This window comes from Limnothrix sp. FACHB-881 (assembly GCF_014698135.1).
Taxonomy (GTDB): Bacteria; Cyanobacteriota; Cyanobacteriia; order CACIAM-69d; family CACIAM-69d; genus CACIAM-69d.
In genome coordinates, this window is sequence record NZ_JACJSN010000017.1 from 83920 (window position 1) to 103228 (window position 19309).

General features: G+C 54.9%; 13 protein-coding genes, 1 tRNA gene and 1 pseudogene. 7 read left to right on the forward strand and 8 right to left on the reverse strand.

Annotated elements, in window-relative coordinates:
- Positions 1-166: 166 nt before the first annotated feature.
- From H6G52_RS14850 to H6G52_RS14860, 3 genes are all read right to left on the reverse strand, one after another.
- A tRNA-Gly gene (locus H6G52_RS14850) sits at positions 167-238 on the reverse strand.
- A gap of 180 nt (positions 239-418) precedes the next feature.
- Positions 419-1048 (reverse strand): hypothetical protein, encoded by a 630-nt coding sequence (locus H6G52_RS14855; RefSeq protein WP_190529334.1) that lies wholly within the window; start codon positions 1046-1048, stop codon positions 419-421.
- A 44-nt stretch (positions 1049-1092) separates the two neighbouring features.
- Positions 1093-2610, reverse strand: a complete 1518-nt coding sequence (locus tag H6G52_RS14860; protein ID WP_190529336.1) for a peptidoglycan-binding protein — start codon at positions 2608-2610, stop codon at positions 1093-1095.
- 296 nt (positions 2611-2906) lie between these two features.
- Between H6G52_RS14860 and mutS the strand changes: the two genes are divergently transcribed.
- From mutS to H6G52_RS14875, 3 genes are all read left to right on the forward strand, one after another.
- The gene (mutS, locus tag H6G52_RS14865; RefSeq protein ID WP_190529338.1) at positions 2907-5846 is read left to right on the forward strand and encodes a DNA mismatch repair protein MutS; all 2940 of its coding nucleotides are present in this window, start codon (positions 2907-2909) and stop codon (positions 5844-5846) included.
- Positions 5847-6185: 339 nt separating this feature from the next.
- Positions 6186-6734: a hypothetical protein gene (locus tag H6G52_RS14870; protein WP_190529340.1), complete on the forward strand. Its 549-nt coding sequence runs from the start codon at positions 6186-6188 to the stop codon at positions 6732-6734.
- A 92-nt stretch (positions 6735-6826) separates the two neighbouring features.
- On the forward strand, positions 6827-9328 hold the full coding sequence (locus H6G52_RS14875; RefSeq protein ID WP_190529342.1) for a bifunctional diguanylate cyclase/phosphodiesterase: 2502 nt from the start codon (positions 6827-6829) through the stop codon (positions 9326-9328).
- A 53-nt stretch (positions 9329-9381) separates the two neighbouring features.
- Here the strand turns inward: H6G52_RS14875 and H6G52_RS14880 are convergent, their stop codons facing one another.
- Complete coding sequence (locus tag H6G52_RS14880; RefSeq protein WP_190529375.1) at positions 9382-9621, reverse strand: hypothetical protein; 240 nt, start codon at positions 9619-9621, stop codon at positions 9382-9384.
- Between H6G52_RS14880 and H6G52_RS19160 the strand changes: the two are divergent.
- Positions 9586-9768: pseudogene (locus H6G52_RS19160) on the forward strand (hypothetical protein); the annotation flags it as partial. The gene H6G52_RS14880 and the pseudogene H6G52_RS19160 overlap by 36 nt on opposite strands.
- 274 nt (positions 9769-10042) lie before the next feature.
- On the opposite strand, the gene H6G52_RS14885 reads toward H6G52_RS19160, so the two are convergent.
- Positions 10043-10492 carry a MarR family winged helix-turn-helix transcriptional regulator gene (locus tag H6G52_RS14885; RefSeq protein ID WP_190529344.1) on the reverse strand — a complete coding sequence of 150 codons (450 nt, stop codon included), beginning with the start codon at positions 10490-10492 and terminating at the stop codon, positions 10043-10045.
- Between the two features lie 130 nt (positions 10493-10622).
- On the opposite strand from H6G52_RS14885, the gene H6G52_RS18610 reads away from it, so the two are divergent.
- From H6G52_RS18610 to H6G52_RS14895, 3 genes are read left to right on the forward strand one after another with little or no spacing between them, the layout of a single operon-like run.
- Positions 10623-10814: a hypothetical protein gene (locus H6G52_RS18610; protein WP_242026414.1), complete on the forward strand. Its 192-nt coding sequence runs from the start codon at positions 10623-10625 to the stop codon at positions 10812-10814.
- A 36-nt stretch (positions 10815-10850) separates the two neighbouring features.
- Entirely contained in the window at positions 10851-10988 is a 138-nt protein-coding gene (locus H6G52_RS19165; RefSeq protein WP_370567716.1) for a hypothetical protein, read from the forward strand.
- A gap of 14 nt (positions 10989-11002) precedes the next feature.
- The gene (locus H6G52_RS14895; RefSeq protein ID WP_190529345.1) at positions 11003-11665 is read left to right on the forward strand and encodes a glutathione S-transferase family protein; all 663 of its coding nucleotides are present in this window, start codon (positions 11003-11005) and stop codon (positions 11663-11665) included.
- Between the two features lie 795 nt (positions 11666-12460).
- Here H6G52_RS14895 and H6G52_RS14900 read toward each other — a convergent pair.
- The 3 genes from H6G52_RS14900 to polA form a co-directional block, all read right to left on the reverse strand.
- Positions 12461-14128 carry an ATP-binding protein gene (locus H6G52_RS14900; protein ID WP_190529347.1) on the reverse strand — a complete coding sequence of 556 codons (1668 nt, stop codon included), beginning with the start codon at positions 14126-14128 and terminating at the stop codon, positions 12461-12463.
- A gap of 554 nt (positions 14129-14682) precedes the next feature.
- Entirely contained in the window at positions 14683-15837 is a 1155-nt protein-coding gene (locus H6G52_RS14905; protein ID WP_190529349.1) for a glycosyltransferase family 4 protein, read from the reverse strand.
- A gap of 465 nt (positions 15838-16302) precedes the next feature.
- A complete protein-coding gene (gene polA / locus H6G52_RS14910) occupies positions 16303-19248 on the reverse strand; it encodes a DNA polymerase I (RefSeq protein WP_190529351.1) in 2946 nt (981 codons plus the stop codon).
- Between the last annotated feature and the right edge of the window lie 61 nt (positions 19249-19309).

Consider the following 19309-nt stretch of genomic DNA (forward strand, 5'->3'; position numbering starts at 1 on the left):
GTTTGTGTCTGCCGTGGAATACCTGGCCCGAGCTGGCAACTGAAGGGGGCGGGGGTTGTGTTTTTGCCGACGATCGCGATCGGGATCGAACCAATGCACCAAGAAAGTGCGCAAAACAAAAGCGACCAATCAGATTTCTCCAATCAGTCGCTTTTTGTTTTTAAAGAGCGGGTGACGCGATTCGAACGCGCGACATTCACCTTGGCAAGGTGACGCTCTACCACTGAGCTACACCCGCTTGCGTTTGACGCTTTAGTAGAATGCCAAGAGTTTTTTGATTTGTCAAGGGTTTCAGAAAAATTTTTCTAGGAACTTTCTAGAAAGTATTCAAAAAGTATTCAAGAGGATTCTGGGGCTGTTCCTGGGGACTGTTCTGGGATGTGTTGCTTTGAGCGGCTGGCTGCGGGCGATCGCCCCGTCAAGATCCGGACGATTGGGCCGGCTGCCGGGGGGCTGGGGGATAGAGCAGTAGGCTGAGGCCAACGCCCCGAATTAGCCCCACGATCGCCCCGCTCAGGAGGCCATTCAGCAGGGTGTAGCTCGCGGGGATAATTGCGCCATCGAGCCAGTCCAGGCTCATGGCCCCAAAAACCAACATGGGGAAAAGGTTCACGAACCAGGCCAGGGCACAGATCAAAATCCAGCGGTTGGGGTGTTGCACGCGCGATCGCAGGACGGGGGCTTGGAAGGCTCCTTGGATGGCGGCGGCGATCGGGAAGGCCGCTAGCAGAATTGAGAAATTGCCTGAGGGCAACCGCTGCCCCAACCAGACCATCAGACCACCGGCCGATAAACCCACCCAAAGGCCGATCGCGCTGGCCTTGGCCCAAGCTTTGCCCCGGCGCAGGTGCGATCGCAGCACGAAGCCTTGGGCCAGCCCCACAAAGGGCGCACCCAGCAAGGGCCCCAACCAGGGCAGCCAAGGGAACTGGGGCCAAGAGGCCAGGTGATGTTGCCCAAAGCCAACGGTTCCGGCCACGAGGCTGCTAACAATGGTCCATTCCAGCCAGAGGGGCCGGGGGCGAGGCCGGGGGTCAGGGAGTTGCATAGGAAGGTGGAGAGGGGATGAGCCGATCGCGTGGGAGCGCCACCTCAAAGCAGGCCCATGGCCCGTTGGGTGGTTAGGTCAGCAATGCCGGTGGGGCTGAGTCGTCGCGATCGCTGGAAGTTGATGACGGCCTGGGCGGTGAGGTTGTCATAGACTCCGTTTACCCGATCGAACCCCAAGAGACCAAGGGCAGCCAGGCGCTGTTGCAGGGCCGTGACGCGCACCCCTCGATCGCCCGGCATCAGCCATCGATCATCACTGCGGGCACTGGGCGATCGCTGGGCCAGGGGGCTGGTGTTGGGAATGGCTCGCGGGGCGGCGGCGGGCCGAGGCGATTGGAAGGCAGGGACGGCGCGGGCTGGCGTTGCCGAGTTGGGGCCAGGGCTGGCTTGGCTGCCGCTGGAGGCCCCAAACAGGGCCCTGAGGGTGGCGGGGCTGGCTTGGCCCGTGGCGGGGAGTTGGCGCGATTGCTGGAAGGCGGTGACAGCCGCTTGGGTGATGTCGCCATAGAATCCGGTGCTGCGGGCTTTGAGGAATCCCAAGGCTCGCAACTGATCTTGCAGGGCCTTGACCCGATCGCCGCTGTCCCCGGGTTTCAAGGCCTGGTAATCGGGATTCAGGGGCCGCATGGACGGGCGATCGGGCGGGTTGACCGGGGTGGCCGGTTGGGCTGGTGTTGGCTGGGTCGATCGCTGGCTGACTGCTTGGCGATCGGCGGGTTGCCCATTGGTCGATCGGGCATTGGTCGATCGGGCATTCGCCGGTTGGGCCGCCAGACGGGTTTCGATCGCCCGCAGGGTTTCCGGTGTGGCCCGGCCCGTGGCGGTCAACCCCGCCGCCTGTTGGAAAGCTCGCACCGCCCGGCTGGTGATGGGCCCATAGAACCCCGTGGGCGTGGTTGTGAAAAAGCCCAACTGGCGCAAGCGGGTTTGCAGTTGCCGAACGGCGGCGCTCCGTTGGCCGGGCCCCAGTCCATTGCTGGCTGTGGCCGGTTGGCTGGAAATCGGGCGATTGGGCTGGGTTGGCGTGCCTTGGCCGCTGTCGGTTCCGGCTCGATCGCGCAGGGCCTGCATGGTGGCCAAGTCCACATGACCGGTGGTTGAGAGGTTCAGGGATTGCTGAAACCGTTCCAGGGCTTGGCGAGTGGGGCTGTCGAAATTGCCAGTGGGTTCGGCGGCCAAAAAGCCCAACCGATTCAGGAGCCGTTGCAATTCCCTGGTGCTGGGGCCCCGATCGCCCGGTTGCAAATTCGCCACCAAGGTTAAATCAGCCCCCGTGGCTTCCAGGAGCGATCGCTTCGTCACAATATCCACCGCCCCCTTGGTATAGAGACCCCGCGATCGCTGGAAGGCTTCTAGGGCAGCGGCCGTGGCGTTATCAAACTGGCCATTGAGGGGGCCGCCGTAATTACCCAGGGTTTTCAGTTGTCGTTGCAAGCGCACCACACTGGGGCCCACATCGCCCGATCGCTGGCTGGCCGACAGGGCCCAAGCGGGCGCACCGCCCAAGACCACAACCCCGATCGCTGTTGCCACACAACTTCGCTCGATCGCTCGGCCCATGGTGGTGTCCTCCTGCTTGCTGATGCTGATGGTTAGGGGCTGGCTGTTGTTTGAACCGTGACTTGGAGCCGTTCCTGTGAATGCCTACTTTTGAAGGCTACTTTGGATCGTTGCCTCATCCCGGGGGCTGAGTCCAAGGGCTGGTTCAACGGAGCCAAGCTTGCCCTGGCCATGCTAGCTCAGGCGATCGACCGGTTTGCAGGGTCGGTTTCAACGGTTGCGCTGGGCGGGCGGAAGCCCCCACGACCAACCGTTGCCCGATACTATGAAAGACTCCGAAAGACTCCTTTGGCCATATGAGTGCCTCTGCCACGCCGCGTGAGATTCCTAACGCTGACTATCGGCTGCTGAACCGCGATCAGCTCACGCCGATGATGCAGCACTATGTCTCGGTCAAAGAACAACATCCCCAAGCCCTGTTGCTCTATCGAGTGGGCGACTTTTTCGAGACTTTTTTCCAGGATGCTTGCACGATTGCGGAAGTGCTGGAGTTGGTGCTGACTTCCAAGGAGGGCGGCAAAGATATTGGGCGCGTACCCATGGCCGGTGTGCCGCACCACGCGATCGAGCGCTATGCGGCGCAACTGGTGGAAAAGGGCTATGCGGTGGCCCTCTGTGACCAAACCCAGGATGCCGCCGAAGCTCAGGGGTTGGTGCGGCGGGAGGTGACCCGAATTCTCACGCCGGGGACGGTGCTCGAAGAGGGCATGTTGGCGGCCCGCAAAAATAACTTTTTGGCGGCGATCGTGCTGGAGCGTCGCCATTGGGGCTTGGCCTATGCGGACATTTCCACCGGGGAATTTTGGGCCACCCAAGGGGAAGACCCAGAACCCTTGGTGCAAGAGCTGTTGCGCCTGAGTCCGTCGGAAGTGTTAGTGCCGGTGAATGCGCTGGATCTGGTGGGGCTGTTGCGGCCGGGCGAGAGTCGATCGCACCTGAAGGGGCGGGACTTTCCCGATTGGTTACCCGGCCAGTTTTGCTATGCCCTGCGGCCCCAATCGCGGTTTGGGCTGGCGGAAGCAAGGCAACGATTACTCGATCGCTTCCGGCTGCGATCGCTCGAAGGGGTGGGCTGCGATCGCCGGCCCTTGGCGGCCCGGGCGGCGGGCGGGCTGTTGACCTATCTCACGGAAACCCATCCCAGCTCCGAAGACCAAACCCGCGAAATTCCGCTGCAACTGCTCAAAACCTACGAAATTACAGACTATTTAATTCTGGATTACCAAACCCGCCGGAATTTGGAAATTGTCCAAACCGTGCGCGATGGAACCCTGACCGGATCGCTACTGTGGGCGCTCGATCGCACCGTAACGGCCATGGGCGGTCGGGCCCTGCGTCGTTGGTTGCTGCAACCCCTGCTGGATTTGGACGGAATTCGGGCCCGCCAAGGGGCGATCGGGGAACTGATTGACCAGCCCGACTTGCGCCAGGATCTGCAACGGCTGCTGCGGGAAATGTATGACCTAGAGCGATTGGCGGGGCGGGCCGGGGCGGGCACGGCCAACGCCCGGGATTTGGTGGCTTTGGCGGATTCCTTAGGTCGGTTGCCGCAGTTGGCCCAAGTGGTGAGCGGAGGCCGATCGCCCTACTTCCGCGTGTTGCAACAAGTGCCGCCGGCCCTGGAGCAACTGGGCGATCGCCTACGCAGTCACTTGGTTGATGAGCCGCCCCTGTCCGTCACCGAAGGCGGCCTTGTTCGGGATGGTGTGAACCATGCCTTGGACACCATGCGCCAACAATCGGCGGGCGATCGGGACTGGCTGGCCAACTTGGAGGTGATCGAGCGACAACGCACCGGCATCAACACCCTGAAAGTGGGCTACAACAAAACCTTTGGCTACTTCATTGGCGTGTCCCGGGCCAAGGCGGATCTCGTGCCCGAGGACTATATCCGCAAGCAAACCCTCGTGAACGAAGAGCGCTACATCACCCCGGAGTTGAAGGAACGGGAAGCGCGAATTTTGTCGGCCCGTGAAGATCTGAACCGATTGGAATACGAGATTTTCTGTGAGTTGCGATCGGCTACGGGGGAGTTGGCGAATCAAATTCGCAAGGTGGCCCTGGCAGTGGCGGCGATCGATGTGTTGACCAACTTTGCCGAGCTGGCGATCGCCCGGGGCTATTGCCGACCCGTGATTGATCAGGGCCGCACGATCGAGATTCAGCAGGGTCGCCACCCGGTGGTTGAACAATCCTTACCGGAAGGGTTCTTTGTGCCCAACTCGACCCAGTTGGGGTATGAACGATCGGGCGATCGGACGGGGAGCCAGTCCGGTTCGCTGGTGGCTGCTTCCTTGGGTGCATCCATGGATGTGTCAATTGATGTATCAATTAATACCCGACCTGATCAGGGCGATCGCGATTTTGATCAACCGTCCGATCGCTCAAAAAATCCACCCCTTAGTTCAGACCTTAATCCAGCCCTTGACTCGGCTGGCCATGCCACTTTTGATCCATCCCTTGCGCCCTCGCCTGGGTCATCGGCCAATCAGCCTCAGGCCGATTTACCCGACGGGCCCCATTTGCCCGATTTAGTGGTGCTCACGGGGCCCAACGCCAGCGGCAAGAGTTGCTATTTGCGGCAAGTGGGCCTCATTCAGCTCATGGCCCAGGTGGGATCCTACGTGCCAGCCCAGGCGGCCCATTTGGGAATCTGCGATCGAATCTTTACCCGGGTGGGGGCGGTGGATGACTTGGCCACCGGGCAATCGACCTTCATGGTGGAAATGAACGAAACGGCCAATATTCTCAACCACGCCACCGATCGATCCCTGGTCTTGCTTGATGAAATTGGGCGCGGAACGGCCACCTTTGATGGCCTGGCGATCGCCTGGTCGGTGGCGGAATATTTGGCCAGCGAACTGCGCGCGCGATCGATCTTTGCCACTCACTATCACGAGCTAAACGAACTGGCCACCCTGTTAGACAACGTGGCCAACTACCAAGTGGCCGTCAAAGAATTGCCCGATCGCATTGTGTTTTTGCATCAGGTGCAACCGGGCGGAGCCGATCGCTCCTACGGCATCGAAGCGGCCCGCCTGGCTGGGTTGCCCCCCAGCACGATCGCCCGGGCCCGCGAAATCATGGCCCAAATTGAAAAACACTCGAAAATCGCCGTAGGCCTGCGCAAAACCGCCCAAACTGGGCCTCGGACTCACTCAAAAACTGCTAATGAGCTAAACAGCGCCTCAGAGCCGCCCATCGCCCAATTAGACATTTTTGGAAATGAGAGTTAGGCGTGAGGTTAGTTGACCAGTGTGATGGCTGGGTTAATCACCAGGTTGATTGCTGAGTTGAATTTGGGGCTTTATTTGGAGATCAATTTGAGATTGAAGATTGGGCTGGGTTTTGAGTTAAGCGTTGGGCTTGACTGGCTGCTCGCTTTTGGGGGCTAACGGCTGGTGGCTGATTTTCTGGACTGAACCTGGCGCGATCGCAATCCGGTTTCTCCAAGACTTCAGCGTGATCTCAGGATAGTTCCCCTCAATTCAGACGAATTCTGCCACCGCAATCCTGAAAATTTTCGCCAAATCCAGCGCACCCCATCAATACCGAATTAGCATCGATCGGGACTAATGCGGAGATTGATCGCCTTAACCGACCCAGGAGATAGTTTTGGCTTCTGCTCAGGCATTGACCCACCTCAGATCAATCCCTATGCTCAAAAAGATCACAAGAAATTTGGCAGCCGATCACACAGCGACAGAGGCTCCCTTGACAGGATAGAGGGGAACCCCCGTTCATCCTCAAAAGCAATCGACAAATGGCAGATCGATCGGCTAAAGATAAGACAGCAACGCGCCAAGGCTGAAGCCGTTGCCAGCAAAGCGAACCGGTTCTACGGTTGCCCATCTACCCTTGCTGAAAGTGTATCTATTTCCTTGGGATCTCATCGGAATGCCTCGCTCCGTGAAGTTTCGGACGCGCCCCTGCGGTTGATCGCTGTTGATTTCGGCAGTTTTCCCAAGATTTCTTGGGCTATCTCCGTACTTTTCCGTATTTTGTCGAATCGGTTGGCTAGGATTTGGACAGGTCTGAACCCCCTGACCCAAAGTTGGCTGTGGAATCTGGATCTGCGGCCCACCCACAAAGGGCGGATAGCCTGCTGTTTGGTGTGGGGATAGGGATTAGACTCAATCGCCCCGCTACCGGTCTTGAAGGTGATCAGGGTCTCTAGGTTGGTCTACGTCTCCTAGCTCACTATCTTTGCGGATCCATGACGGAAGCGTTTAATCCCCTTCGCACTAGTTCAATCTTGACTCCGCCACCCCTGCAACTACTGGATCAACTGACTTCGCCCATTTGGGTGATTGATCTGTTCGCCATGCGGCTCCATTGGGCCAATCGATCGGGGAGCGAACTCTGGAGCCGATCGAGCCTGCGGGCTTGGGTGAAACATGCCCAGCATGGCCGCCACGAGCAAGTGCGGATGCGCCTAGAGCGAATTCAGCAAGCTCTGAGCAAGCGGCAGACCTGGACAGAACATTGGACGTTTTATCGCCAAGGGGAGTTGGTGTCGCTGCCCTGTCTTTGTTCGCGGTTGACTTTGCCGGATCATGGGGAACCCCTGCTGTTGATTGAGGGGCTAGACGAACGGTTGGAACCTACCTTAGCCAAGGCCTTGCGCCTGGCGGAACAGGACTTGGAGCAGCGGGATGCGACGGCGATGGCGGTGGGGGAAGCCATGCGCTGCTTGATGTTGTTGCCCGATGGCGATCGTGCCATTACCCAAACCCTGCAGGTGCTGGGCAGCATGACCCAGGCCGATCGAGCCTATGTGTTTCGGAACCATCCCCACCCGGTCACGGGCGAGCTGCTCACCAGCCAGCGTTGGGAATGGACTCGCGCCGGGCTGACGCTGCAAATGGAGCATTTGGAGCTGCAAAACATTGCCTACAAAGATTTAGACCCCAGTTGGTATGAATACCTCAGCACCGATCGGGTGTTGAATTTCCGGCTGCAAGATTTGCCCGCCAACCATGCCTATCGCAGCTTTTGGCATGGGCAGACGGTTCATGGGGTTTTGATGTTGCCCATGATTTTGCAAGGGGAATTTTGGGGGTTCTTGGGGTTCGATCGCTGCCGAACCGATCGGCTTTGGACGGATGCGGAATGCAACCTGCTGCGGTTGGCGGCCGCGGGCATTGGCTGCACCATCTTGCGCCACCAAAGCGATGTGAAGCTGGCCAGCTTCAACATGCAAATTGAAAGCCTGGTGGAACAGCGCACCCTGAAGCTGCGGGCGGCGGTGCAACAACTGCAACAGGAAATTCAGGAGCGGGAACGGGCCGAATCGCAATTGCGCTACAACGCCCTGCACGATCGGCTCACCGGGTTGCCCAACCGCACCTTTTTGATGGAAGAGTTGGCCAAAACCATCCGCCTGATGCAAGTGACGGAACAGGGGGGCTTTGCGATCCTGTTTGTGGATATCGATCGCTTCAAGGTGATTAACGACAGCCTGGGCCATCAAGCGGGGGATGAACTCTTGGTGGCGATCGCCCACCGATTGCGGCGCTGCTTGCGGCCCACCGACTCGATCGCCCGGTTGGATGGCGATGAATTTGCCATTTTGCTGCAAGACGTGACCACCCGGGCCCAGGCGGAACAGGTGGCCGAATCGATCCATCGCTCCTTGGCGCGGCCGGTGACCTTGGGCAGCCAAGAAATTTTCACCAGCGTCAGCATTGGCATTGCCCTGGGATCTCGGGAATATGACTGTGCGGAGCTGCTGTTGCGGGATGCGGATATTTTCATGCGCCGGGCCAAGGCCATGCGATCGCGCCATGAGGTGTTCGATCGGGCCGTTCACCAACAGGTGCTCACCACCCTGCGCCTAGAACATGACCTGCGCCGGGCGATCGCTCAAATTGAGGACATGGGCATTGATCGAGCCGGTCACCCGGAAGTGCCCATGCCCTTCAGCTTGCGCTATCAACCGATCGCCGAGGCCCGCACGGGCGAAATTCAGTGTTTTGAGGCCCTGTTGCGCTGGCATCACCCGGAATTGGGGCCCATTTCCCCCGATCGGTTCATTGCGATCGCCGAAGAAACGGGCCTGATTGTCACCCTTGGTCTGTGGACGCTCTATCGCGCCTGCTATCAGCTTCGGGAGTGGCAACAACTTTTCCCACAATTTGGGCATCTGCAAATTGCCGTTAACCTTTCCGCCAAGCAATTTTCCCGCCTTGACCTGATGGAGCAAATTGATCAGGTTTTGAATCGCACCAACATCAATCCCGGAACCCTGAAGCTGGAGCTAACGGAAACCACCATCGCCGACAATTCCGATCTGGCAGCCGCCACCATGTATGAGCTGCGATCGCGCCAGATCGTCCTTTGTCTCGATGACTTTGGCACGGGCTACTCTTCTCTCAGCTATCTGCATCGGTTCCCGTTGGATGTGCTGAAAATCGATCAGTCTTTCATTTCCCAACTGGGCGGGCGCGACAACACCCAAGCGATCGTCCGCGCCATCATCACTCTGGCGGAACAGTTGGGCATGGACACGATCGCTGAGGGGGTGGAAACCGCTGAACAACTGGTCTGGCTGGCCAACCTGGGTTGCACCTACATCCAAGGCTATTGGCTGGCCCAGCCGCTTCAGGCCAGTGCCGCCACTCAACTGCTGGAGCAGCACGATCCTCGCCTAATTGCGGATTTGGAATCTAACCTGCAAGAGAGCGATCGCCCGTTCAATTTACTGGCCCGCTCCTAGCACGGTCGATCGAGCCGCGCGAAAAATCTTGAGCTGAAGATGATCGCTAATCGCTAGGCGATCGCCTGGAGGCTGGCATCATACCAGCGTTGTTTGCCGTTATCTTCGTAGGACAGCAGCAGCCCCGCGCCTTCGAGGGCTTCGATCGCCTGTCTGATGTTCTTTGCTTTGGCTTTGGTGTTTTTGCCGCTGAATCGGCTGGTGGCGCGATCGATTGTCCATTCGCCTCCTTCGGTGCGGAACAGATCGCGGACGGCGGCGACGCGCTCTTTGAATTCCTTGGGCAGAGGCAAGGGGCGATCGTCCTGCGCAGCACGGCTCCGCGCGATGTGTTTGCCTGGAAGCGCGGCGAAACGACGGCTACCGCTGGTCAACTGATGGGTCTGAATGGTCTGACGGCTGAGAACCTGGTGAAACGGGCGATCGCGCCGTTGGATTAGGGCTGTGGTGTTTCTGGGGCGATCGTTGCGGTAAAAGTCCTATAAGGGGGGGTATTATCTTGCAACTGCGGGATAATACTCTTAGTACCGGAGCTAGACCGCAACTGCTTGACAACACTCTGCTGAGGGGAGTTATCCTGTACCTGCGGTTTAATAAATAGTTAGCTGACTTACGTTTCGGGTGGTGCTCACTACATTTATCTGTTGGTGCACAGCAGTTGGTGCACAGCAGCAGATTCAGAAATTTTATAATCCTCAAACATTGAGCATTGCTTCAGCTATTCGTAGCATTGGTTAGTCTATCGAGAATCTTTACGAGAAACTTCACCTCGTTTGCATTTAAGTGATAAGCGAAATATTTCTCAACTGCCTGCCCATAGACAGTCCACATCCGATTCAGCATTTTGAACCCCTCGTCTGTGATAACAGCAAAAGCACCTCGGCGATCGCTAGAACACTGTTCTCGCTGAATTAATCCTGCTACCTCCAAACGATCAACCAATCGTGTGAGGTTACTGCGACTGAGAAGAACGGCTTGAGCGAGTTCATGAAGCCGAAGTCTTTGCTCAGGTGCTTCTGCCAAAGCAAACAAAACGTCATACCAATTCAGAGATGGTAGTTCTGCTTGAGCTAAATCTTGCTCAACTTGCTCGATTAGCGTCACATGGGCGACTAAAAACTTCCGCCACGCGAGATTATGGGCTTTGCTCAGTTTGACAGACATAATTTTAATTGAAGTTGAGATTATTGCAATTGCAATAATATGTAAAATCTCAGGCGAGATAATTGCAACTGCAACTTGTTTAGGATATACCTAAACAAGTTGCAGTTGCAATTAATTTTTGAGGTGAATCATGAGCATCGACTTAAAGGCGACCTTTGAAGATATCCAATCCCTGGTGTTGCAAGGCAAAGCAATGGAGGTGTTGGAAAAGTATTATGGCGAGGATGTGGTCATGCAGGAAAACGAGGCTCCTGCCACAATCGGCAAAGCAGCCAACCGTCAGAGAGAACTCGAGTTCTTCTCGAAAGTGGTTGAATTTTGAGGCATCGCAGTCAAAAACGTCGCTTATGGTGAGGATGTGATTATCTCGGAATGGTTCGTGGACTACACCCACGCAGGTTGGGGCAAAGTGACTCATGACCAGGTGTCAGTTCAGAAATGGAAGGATGGCAAAGTCGTTCACGAGCGCTTTTATTACGGAAATCGAGCAAAATGAATCAGAGGTTTTCTATGTCAACGCCCAAACTGGAGTTGGTCAGCCATGTGCTTTGTCCCTACGTTCAACGAGCAGTCATCACTTTGCTTGAAAAAGGCATTCCGCATGAACGAACCTACATTGATCTCGCAAATAAGCCAGATTGGTTTCGCCAGATTTCACCGTTAGGCAAAGTTCCGTTGTTGCAAGTAGATGAGGAAGTCCTGTTTGAGTCGGCAGTGATTTGTGAGTATTTGGATGAAATCACGCCTGGTTCGCTGCACCCTACTGATCCATTGCAGAAAGCGAAGCATCGGAGTTGGATCGAATTTGGCTCTAACATCCTCAATAGCATTGCTGGATTCTACAACGCGCCTAATCAAGAAGTTTTTGAGCAGAAGCGTGATGAATTAGCCAGCAAATTTCTCTGGATTGAGCAAACTCTGGGCGATGACGGTTATTTTGATGGGAACACGTTTTTCCTCGTTGATGGTGTTTATGCAGCCATTTTTCGTTACTTTGATGTCTTCGATGCAATTAAGGACTTTGGTGTTTTTGACAAGACTCCAAAAGTTAAAGAGTGGCGGCGACTGCTTCAGACCCGCCCCTCAATCCAACAAGCTGTAACTGAAGATTACGCCGAACGCCTACTCATCTTTTTACAACAGCGTAATTCTTATCTCTCTACGTTGATTTAGTCGTGTAACAGCCAGCTAACCAGCCATTGGAACGGACGAACGAGAGATCTTGCGTCCTGCGTTTAGGTCTTTTTACCGCCGCTCAAGTAGGTCGTTAGCTGGCTCCGCATCCAGTCGTTGCACTTGTTCTTCAGGGTTGCCTGTTTGCTCGAAGCCGCTCAGAATATTGGTCGTTGAGGCAGTGGTTTGGGTCTTGTGGTGGTTGCGAAAGCGCCCAGAAGGGTGGTGGTGGGGCAGTGGTGAGGGGAGATCGGTCAGTACGATAACGTACGGGGACAATCAGCGAGACAAAATTGGGGCAATATGTGAATCACTCAGCTAGCACGACATTGGAGCGGACTTGCCGAGGCTATTTGTGGTGAGCTAAAATTCTCTGAAGCCGCTCAATTTTGCTGTTATGCCGCTGCGCTGCGATACCCTTGCAGTGCTAGCCATCGGCAACCGACAGAGATCAGGCAGGCAATGCACTCAGTCCTGTGATCATCCTCATGACGAGAGCCAGTAGAATCGCTGAGCAACAGTTGGGTGAATCCGCAAGACTTGGACGTGCGATCGCCCCTTTCGGATCGGGCCGCGCCACCCCCAACAAGTCACACCATTCACTCAAAAAAAGCTGATAATTTCCCCGCTCATTGCCGCTTGACGCTTGCCACCGCTGAATGAAGGAATGAATGGCTGAAGAAGCAGGCTCAGGCCTGGCGCAATGGGCTTGAGAGCGCGTCGATCTTGGGTGAGGTTCCTATTGTAACCCTAACTTCTGCCTCCTGCCCTGGCCATCCTGACTGACGCTCGGGGCTAAGTGGATTGCCCTTCTTGCTTCAGGGGCATCACGATCGTAAACGTCGATCCTGCACCCGGCACAGAGCTAAACCGAAGCTGGCCCTGGTGTTGCTCCGTCACAATTTGATAGCTAATCGACATTCCCAGCCCCGTGCCTTTGCCAACCGGCTTCGTCGTGAAAAAGGGATTAAAAATTTGCGATTGGATGCTGTCCGGCATCCCCACCCCATTATCGGTAATTTGAATTTGCACCCGATCGCCCCGCAAAAGGCGCGTTTGAATTTCAATACAGCCCTTAAATTGACCCCTAACTGATGAATCAGGGTTCGTAGCGTCCAGCGGATCAACTTGATATTTTTCAGTAATTGCCTCGATCGCATTGGCAAGCAAATTCATAAAGACCTGATTTAAATTGCTGGCATAGCATTCCACCGCCGGTAAATCGCCATAGTCACACTTCACCTGAATTTCCGGGTGGTCGGGTGCAGCCTTCATCCGATGTTGCAAAATCGCCAAGGTGCTGTCAATGCCTTCATGGATGTTGACCGGTTTATAACAAGCCTCATCCATCCGCGAAAAATTGCGCAAGGACAGAATAATTTGGCGAATCCGCTCGGTTCCTAAATTCATGGAAGATAGAATTTTAGGCAAATCTTCCTGAATAAATTCAAAATCCGATTCTTCATCTAAATCAGCAATCATCCGCACCAATTCAGGATGCTTGGCACAAGAACTGGATTGGGCCCAGTTCCGGAGTTTTTCTGTCCAACCTAATAGCAACTCCACATGACTTTGCACATGATTAAGATTGCCATGAATAAAATTCACCGGATTATTAATTTCATGGGCCATGCCGGCCACCAACTGGCCCAAGGAAGACATTTTCTCGCTTTGCACCATCCAAAGCTGGGCTTTTTTCAGCTCATCCAAGGTGGCTTCCAGTTCGATCGTCCGTTGGCGCAATTGATCTTCGACGCGCTTCCGCTCCTGCATTTCCCGCTGCAAACGGGTCACAACCAATTGCAAATCTTGAGTGCGTTTGGTGACCTGTCGCTCCAAATCTTCATTCGCCGCTTGCAGGGCCTTTTCGGTTTGGTGTCGTTCGATCGCCACACGGGCCAAATAGGTTGCCTTAATCAGCAATTTGCGATCGTGGGGATGGGGGCGATGGGGAAAGGGGTTATACATGGCAAAGGTTCCCAACACCTGACCTTCACAGGACAAGATGGGCGTGGACCAACAAGCCCGCAGGCCAAAGCCGATCGCCAAATCCCGAAATTCAGCCCACAACGGATCGATCGCAATATCCTCAACAATTACGGAAGCTTTGTGATAGGCAGCCGTGCCGCAGGATCCCACCGCAGGCCCGATCGGGATGCCATCAATGCATTGGTTATAGTCGGGCGGCAGGCTGGGTGCTGCCCCATGGCGTAATCGTTGGGTTTCTGCTTCTAGTAATAAGAAAGCGCAAAAAGTTTGACAGGACGTGTGGGCTTCAATGAGTAAAGCTAATTCCGTGAGCACAGTTTCTAAGGGTTGGCCTTGGGCAATTAGCTCCAAAATATGATTTTGACCATCTGCCAGGGCCACCAAATTTTGATGATAGATCAGGGGAATGGTTTTGCCCTGCACCGAGTCGCTGACCGGGTACAAGTCCGCCACTTGAAGAGGAGAAAATTGCATAGTAATCACAATTAATATTGACTAGGTGTTTTAGGTGTTTAGGGTTGGTCGTCAAAGCACTTGAAACCCTGATGCTGCTGTTAGCCAATCCTTAGGCAGTCAGGAACTTCAGACCCTTGTTGCAACGATTGGTATCGACGACTGTTACGACGATCACAGAGCAATTCTGGAGGCAAAGAGCTTGCGAATTTTGTCTGCGATGGTTTGAACTAGAAAATTAGCGATTAGTTTGCCCACAAGGGGCAAGGCGCACCCAACGATCGATGGCTCAACAATGGCTCAACAGAGTCGCCAGTGAGAAAACCGACGAGTTTAGGTATAGCGGTCAGGGGTGAAAATCTGGTGAAAGCCGATTTTGGTTTGATGGCAAATCCGCCCCGAGTGGGTAGCGCAGAAGTCGCGTTAGATCCCTAGACACAACAAGATGGCGCTGATCCTAAACGCGAGTTTCAGCCACCAACGGTAGATTCTGATTTTTCTCTAGTTTTGACCAAAATTCCGCTGTTTTAGAGAAATTTTGGCTTTTCTGCTGAATCAGCGCACAAAAGTGCCACCTAAGCGGCAGCGGATACCGAAGGGGGCAAGCGATCGGGGCGGAATCCCAGGGCGGCCAATTGCTGTTGGGCCGTGTGGGCGGCTCGTTCCCAAGTCCAGAGGCTGGCGGCTTCGGCCCGAGCGATCGCCCCGCGTTGTTGGGCCGCTTCCCGATCGTGATAAACCTGCCGCATCAAGGCCACCAGCGCATCCAAGTCCGGCTCGGCCCAGTGGCCCCAGTCCAAGTCGGGGTCAAAAAACTGCGGATCATTGACGGGAATTAGGTTTTTGACCGGAATCAGATAAGCATTGCCCGGGTGAGCATAGGCCCGCAGGCCGCTCCAGTCCGTGACAATGCAGGGCAGTCCACAGGCCATGGCTTCCAAAATGGGCAATCCCCAAGCCTCGCCCCGGGTGGGCAACACAAAGGCATCGGCTTTTTGCAGAACTTGCACTAGGCCCGATCGCCCGGCTGGATGGCTGGGCAAAATGCGATAGGCCTCGGCCCCCAGCAGCCGCGCGGCATAGTCGATCGATTCCTGGAGGTCAAAGTGGGGAATGTAGCCGTTGTGGGCGTGCAACACCAGTTCCACGGGATCTTGAGGTTCAAAGGCTTTGGCAAAAGCTTGGATCAGCAGATCGATCCCCTTGCGTCGTTCCCATTTGCCCACACAAAGGAACCGAAAGGGCCGCTGCCGCAAGTCGCGATTCAGGGCTGAGGGGCGGTGGGGATGGGGCTGAAAGACTTGGGGGTCAACCCCTTCTGGCACAACGGCCAGGCGCTGGGGGTCAAGCCCGGACTCGATCGCCACCTGGCGCTGCCAAAGGGACGGAACCCAAAGGTAATCGAACCGATCGAGCAATTGCTGAAATTTTTGATGAACGTGGGTGGTTTCCCACACAAACAGCCCAATTTGGCAGCAACCGGGAAAGGGCGGCATCGGCAACCCGGACACAATGACCAGGGTGGGGGCATTGGCCGCCGGGCTGAGACCGGCCGCTAACAGTTCCGGCACGCCCCGTTCCCAGTCGGCCAGGGGCTGGGGAGGCTGCCAATCACAAAGGGCGATCGGCTCGATCGGGTGCAGTGCTCCCGCGAGCGATCGGGCATGGGTTCCCCAGCCACCGGGGGCAAAAAAATAGCTCGCAAAATTCAACACAAGCGATCGCAGCAATGGTTGAGGACAAAAGACGCAGCTTGCTGTCTCGATCGGTTGGAATCAACTGGAATTAACAAACCTCAGAGGATGGCTGAAGCGACTGGGGGCAATGGTCAAGCCCTAACGGTCTTTGGATCAAGGGACTTGATCAGCTTTGCTTTGTCGGTGCATGAGACCCACAAGCAAGGTAGCCATTGCGGCTTTTCAGACATCCTCTCAGGCTATTTCAAGTGCATTCGCGCGATCGCCTCAATCCTATGGGGGTTCTCAATTGAACTCCATCAATTCTGTGCCAATCTGTAACTGTCTATGCCAACTTTAATTGACTAGAATTTAATTGACTGAAAGTGGGGCTGGCTCTAACAATTGGTCGCAACAAAGTCGTGGACTTAAAAAGAAAACATTTCTAAGCGTGATAGAAATTAACGGGTTTAAGTAGGGTTAAATTCACCCCTAATTGCATCACTCATTCCCGATCGGCTATTTCGCTTCCATCCAGTTTTGACCCGCATGAACTTCCACCGCCAAGGGCACACTCAAGGTGACCGCTGATTCCATGGTTTCCTGAATAATTGGGCGCACAAAGTCCCACTCTTCCGGAGGCACTTCAAAGATCAATTCATCATGCACTTGCAACAGTAAAGTTGCCTGGGTGGATTGCAACCGTTGATGGAGTTGAATCATGGCAATTTTGATGATGTCGGCGCTGGAACCCTGAATGGGAGCGTTGGCCGCCGCCCGCAGCAATTGGGCATCATTTTGACCATTGACCCGCAACCGATCGAGGTCGATCGCCTGGGGATCGGAGCCGCGCAATTGATTCAACGAAGGACTCATGAATTGAAAATAGCGCCGTCGGCCCAGGAGTGTATGCACATAGCCCAGGGCGATCGCCTCGCGCTGCATTTGTTGCAAATACTCAAAGACCTGGGGATAGCGTTGGTTAAAGCGATCGATAAATTCCTTGGCTTCCATGCGCGACACGCCCGCTTCCCGAGCAAACCGTTGCGCCCCCATGCCGTAAATCACCCCAAAGTTGATGATTTTTCCCAGTCGTCGTTCTTCGGGGGTAATGTCAGGGCGATCAAGCAATAATTGCGCGGTCAAAGCATGGACATCTCGCCCCGTTTGATAGGCCTCAATCAAGACCGGTTCTTGGCTCAAATGGGCCAAGATTCGTAGCTCAATTTGGGAATAGTCTGCTGCGGCCAACAGCCAGCCCGCTTTGGGTAAAAAAGCCCGCCGAATTTGCCGACTAAAGGCCGTCCGAATCGGGATATTTTGCAAGTTGGGATTGGATGAAGAGAGGCGACCCGTGGCCGTCACCGTTTGATTAAAGTCCGTATGGACGCGATCGGTTTGGGGCGAAACCAACTGCGGCAGCGCATCCACATAGGTAGACTTCAGTTTGGCTAAGGTGCGATGCTCCACGATCGCTTCCACCACGGGATGATCATCCTTTAACTTTTCCAAGGTGGCGGCATCCGTGGAATAGCCGGTTTTGGTTTTGCGAGACTTTTTGGGATCAAGACCCAATTTGCCAAACAATAATTCACTGAGTTGCTTGGGTGAACCTAAATTAAAAGTCTCCCCAGCCGCTGCGTAGGCCCGCTGTTCGATTGCCAATAAATCTGTTTCTAATTGCTTAGAAAATTCCGCCAAATAGGCCGTGTCAATCCGAATGCCTCGCCCTTCCATGGCCGACAAAACCGGCTCAAGGGGCAGCTCCACCTGCTCAAAAAGTGGCAACAAATCCTGCTCGCTAGACAGTTGCGATCGCAAGATATTGACCAAATGAAATGCACTATAAACATCTGTGCCGCAATAGTTGGCAACGGCAGCAATGCTCACCGCTGCAATGGTTTGTCCCTTCGGCACCAGATCTTGGTAGCTGGTGGCGCTGATTCCTAAATAGCGCAATCCCAAATCTGTTAGGTTATGGCTGGCTTCTGGATTCAGCACATAACTGGCAAGCATTGGGTCAAAAATTACCCCAGCCAGTTGAATTCCTTGGCTGCGCAAAATTGCCCGATCGAACTTGGCATTTTGCAGCACCTTGGGATGGTTTTCGCTTTCCAAAATGGGTTTCAGCGCTTGCAACACCAGCGATCGATCGAGCTGTTTTCCCGTACTGTGTCCCACGGGAATATAAGCCACCGTGAATTGTTCCGCATTGCCATAGCAAACCCCAATTCCTACCAAGGCCGCTTTTCGAGGATCTAGGTCAGTGGTTTCTGTGTCCCAAGCGGTGGGATAGTCACGGTTTTGGCAGCGCAACAGTGCGGCAACCAGCGCCTCCAATTGATCGGGTGTAGTAATAATTTCTGGGGTGAATTCGGCCGGTAGTGGCGGATTTTCCTTGAGCAAATCGGTCTCTTCGGCACTGAAAAACCAAGTATCTTCTGCTTCTAAGGTCGAAGCTGGGGAATTGCCCGCTAATTGGGGCGATCGGCCCGCAGAACTCGTTTCATTGCCTGTCCCTTGCTCCGCTCCCAAGGTTAACTGACCATTACCAAATCGAGCCTCCAAACGTTCAATTTGCTTCAGAAACTGATTCAGTTCTAGTTTTTCCAGCAGGGGAGTGAGGGCAGCGCGATCGAATCCGCTTAATTCACAGTCGGTCAAGGCCAAATCTAAGGGCACATCACATTTAATTTGCGCCAAAAACTGAGAATGGTAAGCAGCTTCTCGATCGGCTTCCAATTTGCTCCTGACGGATTTTTTCAGAGAGTCTAGTGCCTGATAAATCCCATCCAAGGACTCATGCTCTTGCAGAAGCTGGGCGGCGGTTTTTTCGCCAATGCCTTTCACCCCCGGAATATTATCGGATTTATCGCCGCAAAGGGCTTTGAAATCCACCACCTGATCCGGACGAACGCCCCATTTTTCCACCACTTGGGCTGCACGATATTCGCTGTAGCGGGAAGACTTCACATCACGCCCACCCAAGTGCAAAACGCTGATGCCTTGTTGGTCATTAATGAGTTGAAATAAGTCCCGATCGCCGCTCAAGATTTTGACTCGATAGCCCGCCGCAATGCCCTGTTGGGTCATTGTCCCGATCGCGTCATCTGCTTCAAAACCTGGCGTTTTAACAATGGCTAAATTCAGCGCTACCAACAGGGTTTCGAGGTGCTGAATATCTTCAATAAACTCCACGGGAGTTTCCGGCCGCCCATCCTTGTAGGTCGCATCGGCTTCGTGGCGAAAGGTGGGCTGACGAGTATCAAAAGCCAGGGCGATCGCTTGGGGTTTTTCAAGGGCGATCGTGTCCAATAGGGCCTTAATAAATCCGTAGCAAATGCTGGTGGGAATGCCCGTGGAAGTACGTAGTCCACCATCTCGTCCATTCACGAAGGCATAGAATGCTCGGAAAGCCAAGGAATGGCCATCTACCAAAAGCAAGGTCTTTGCGGAGTCGGTCATGGGGCGATTGCAGAATGCTCGCCCTCAGCATAGCAGTCCCTTTGCGCACCGGGCGATCGGG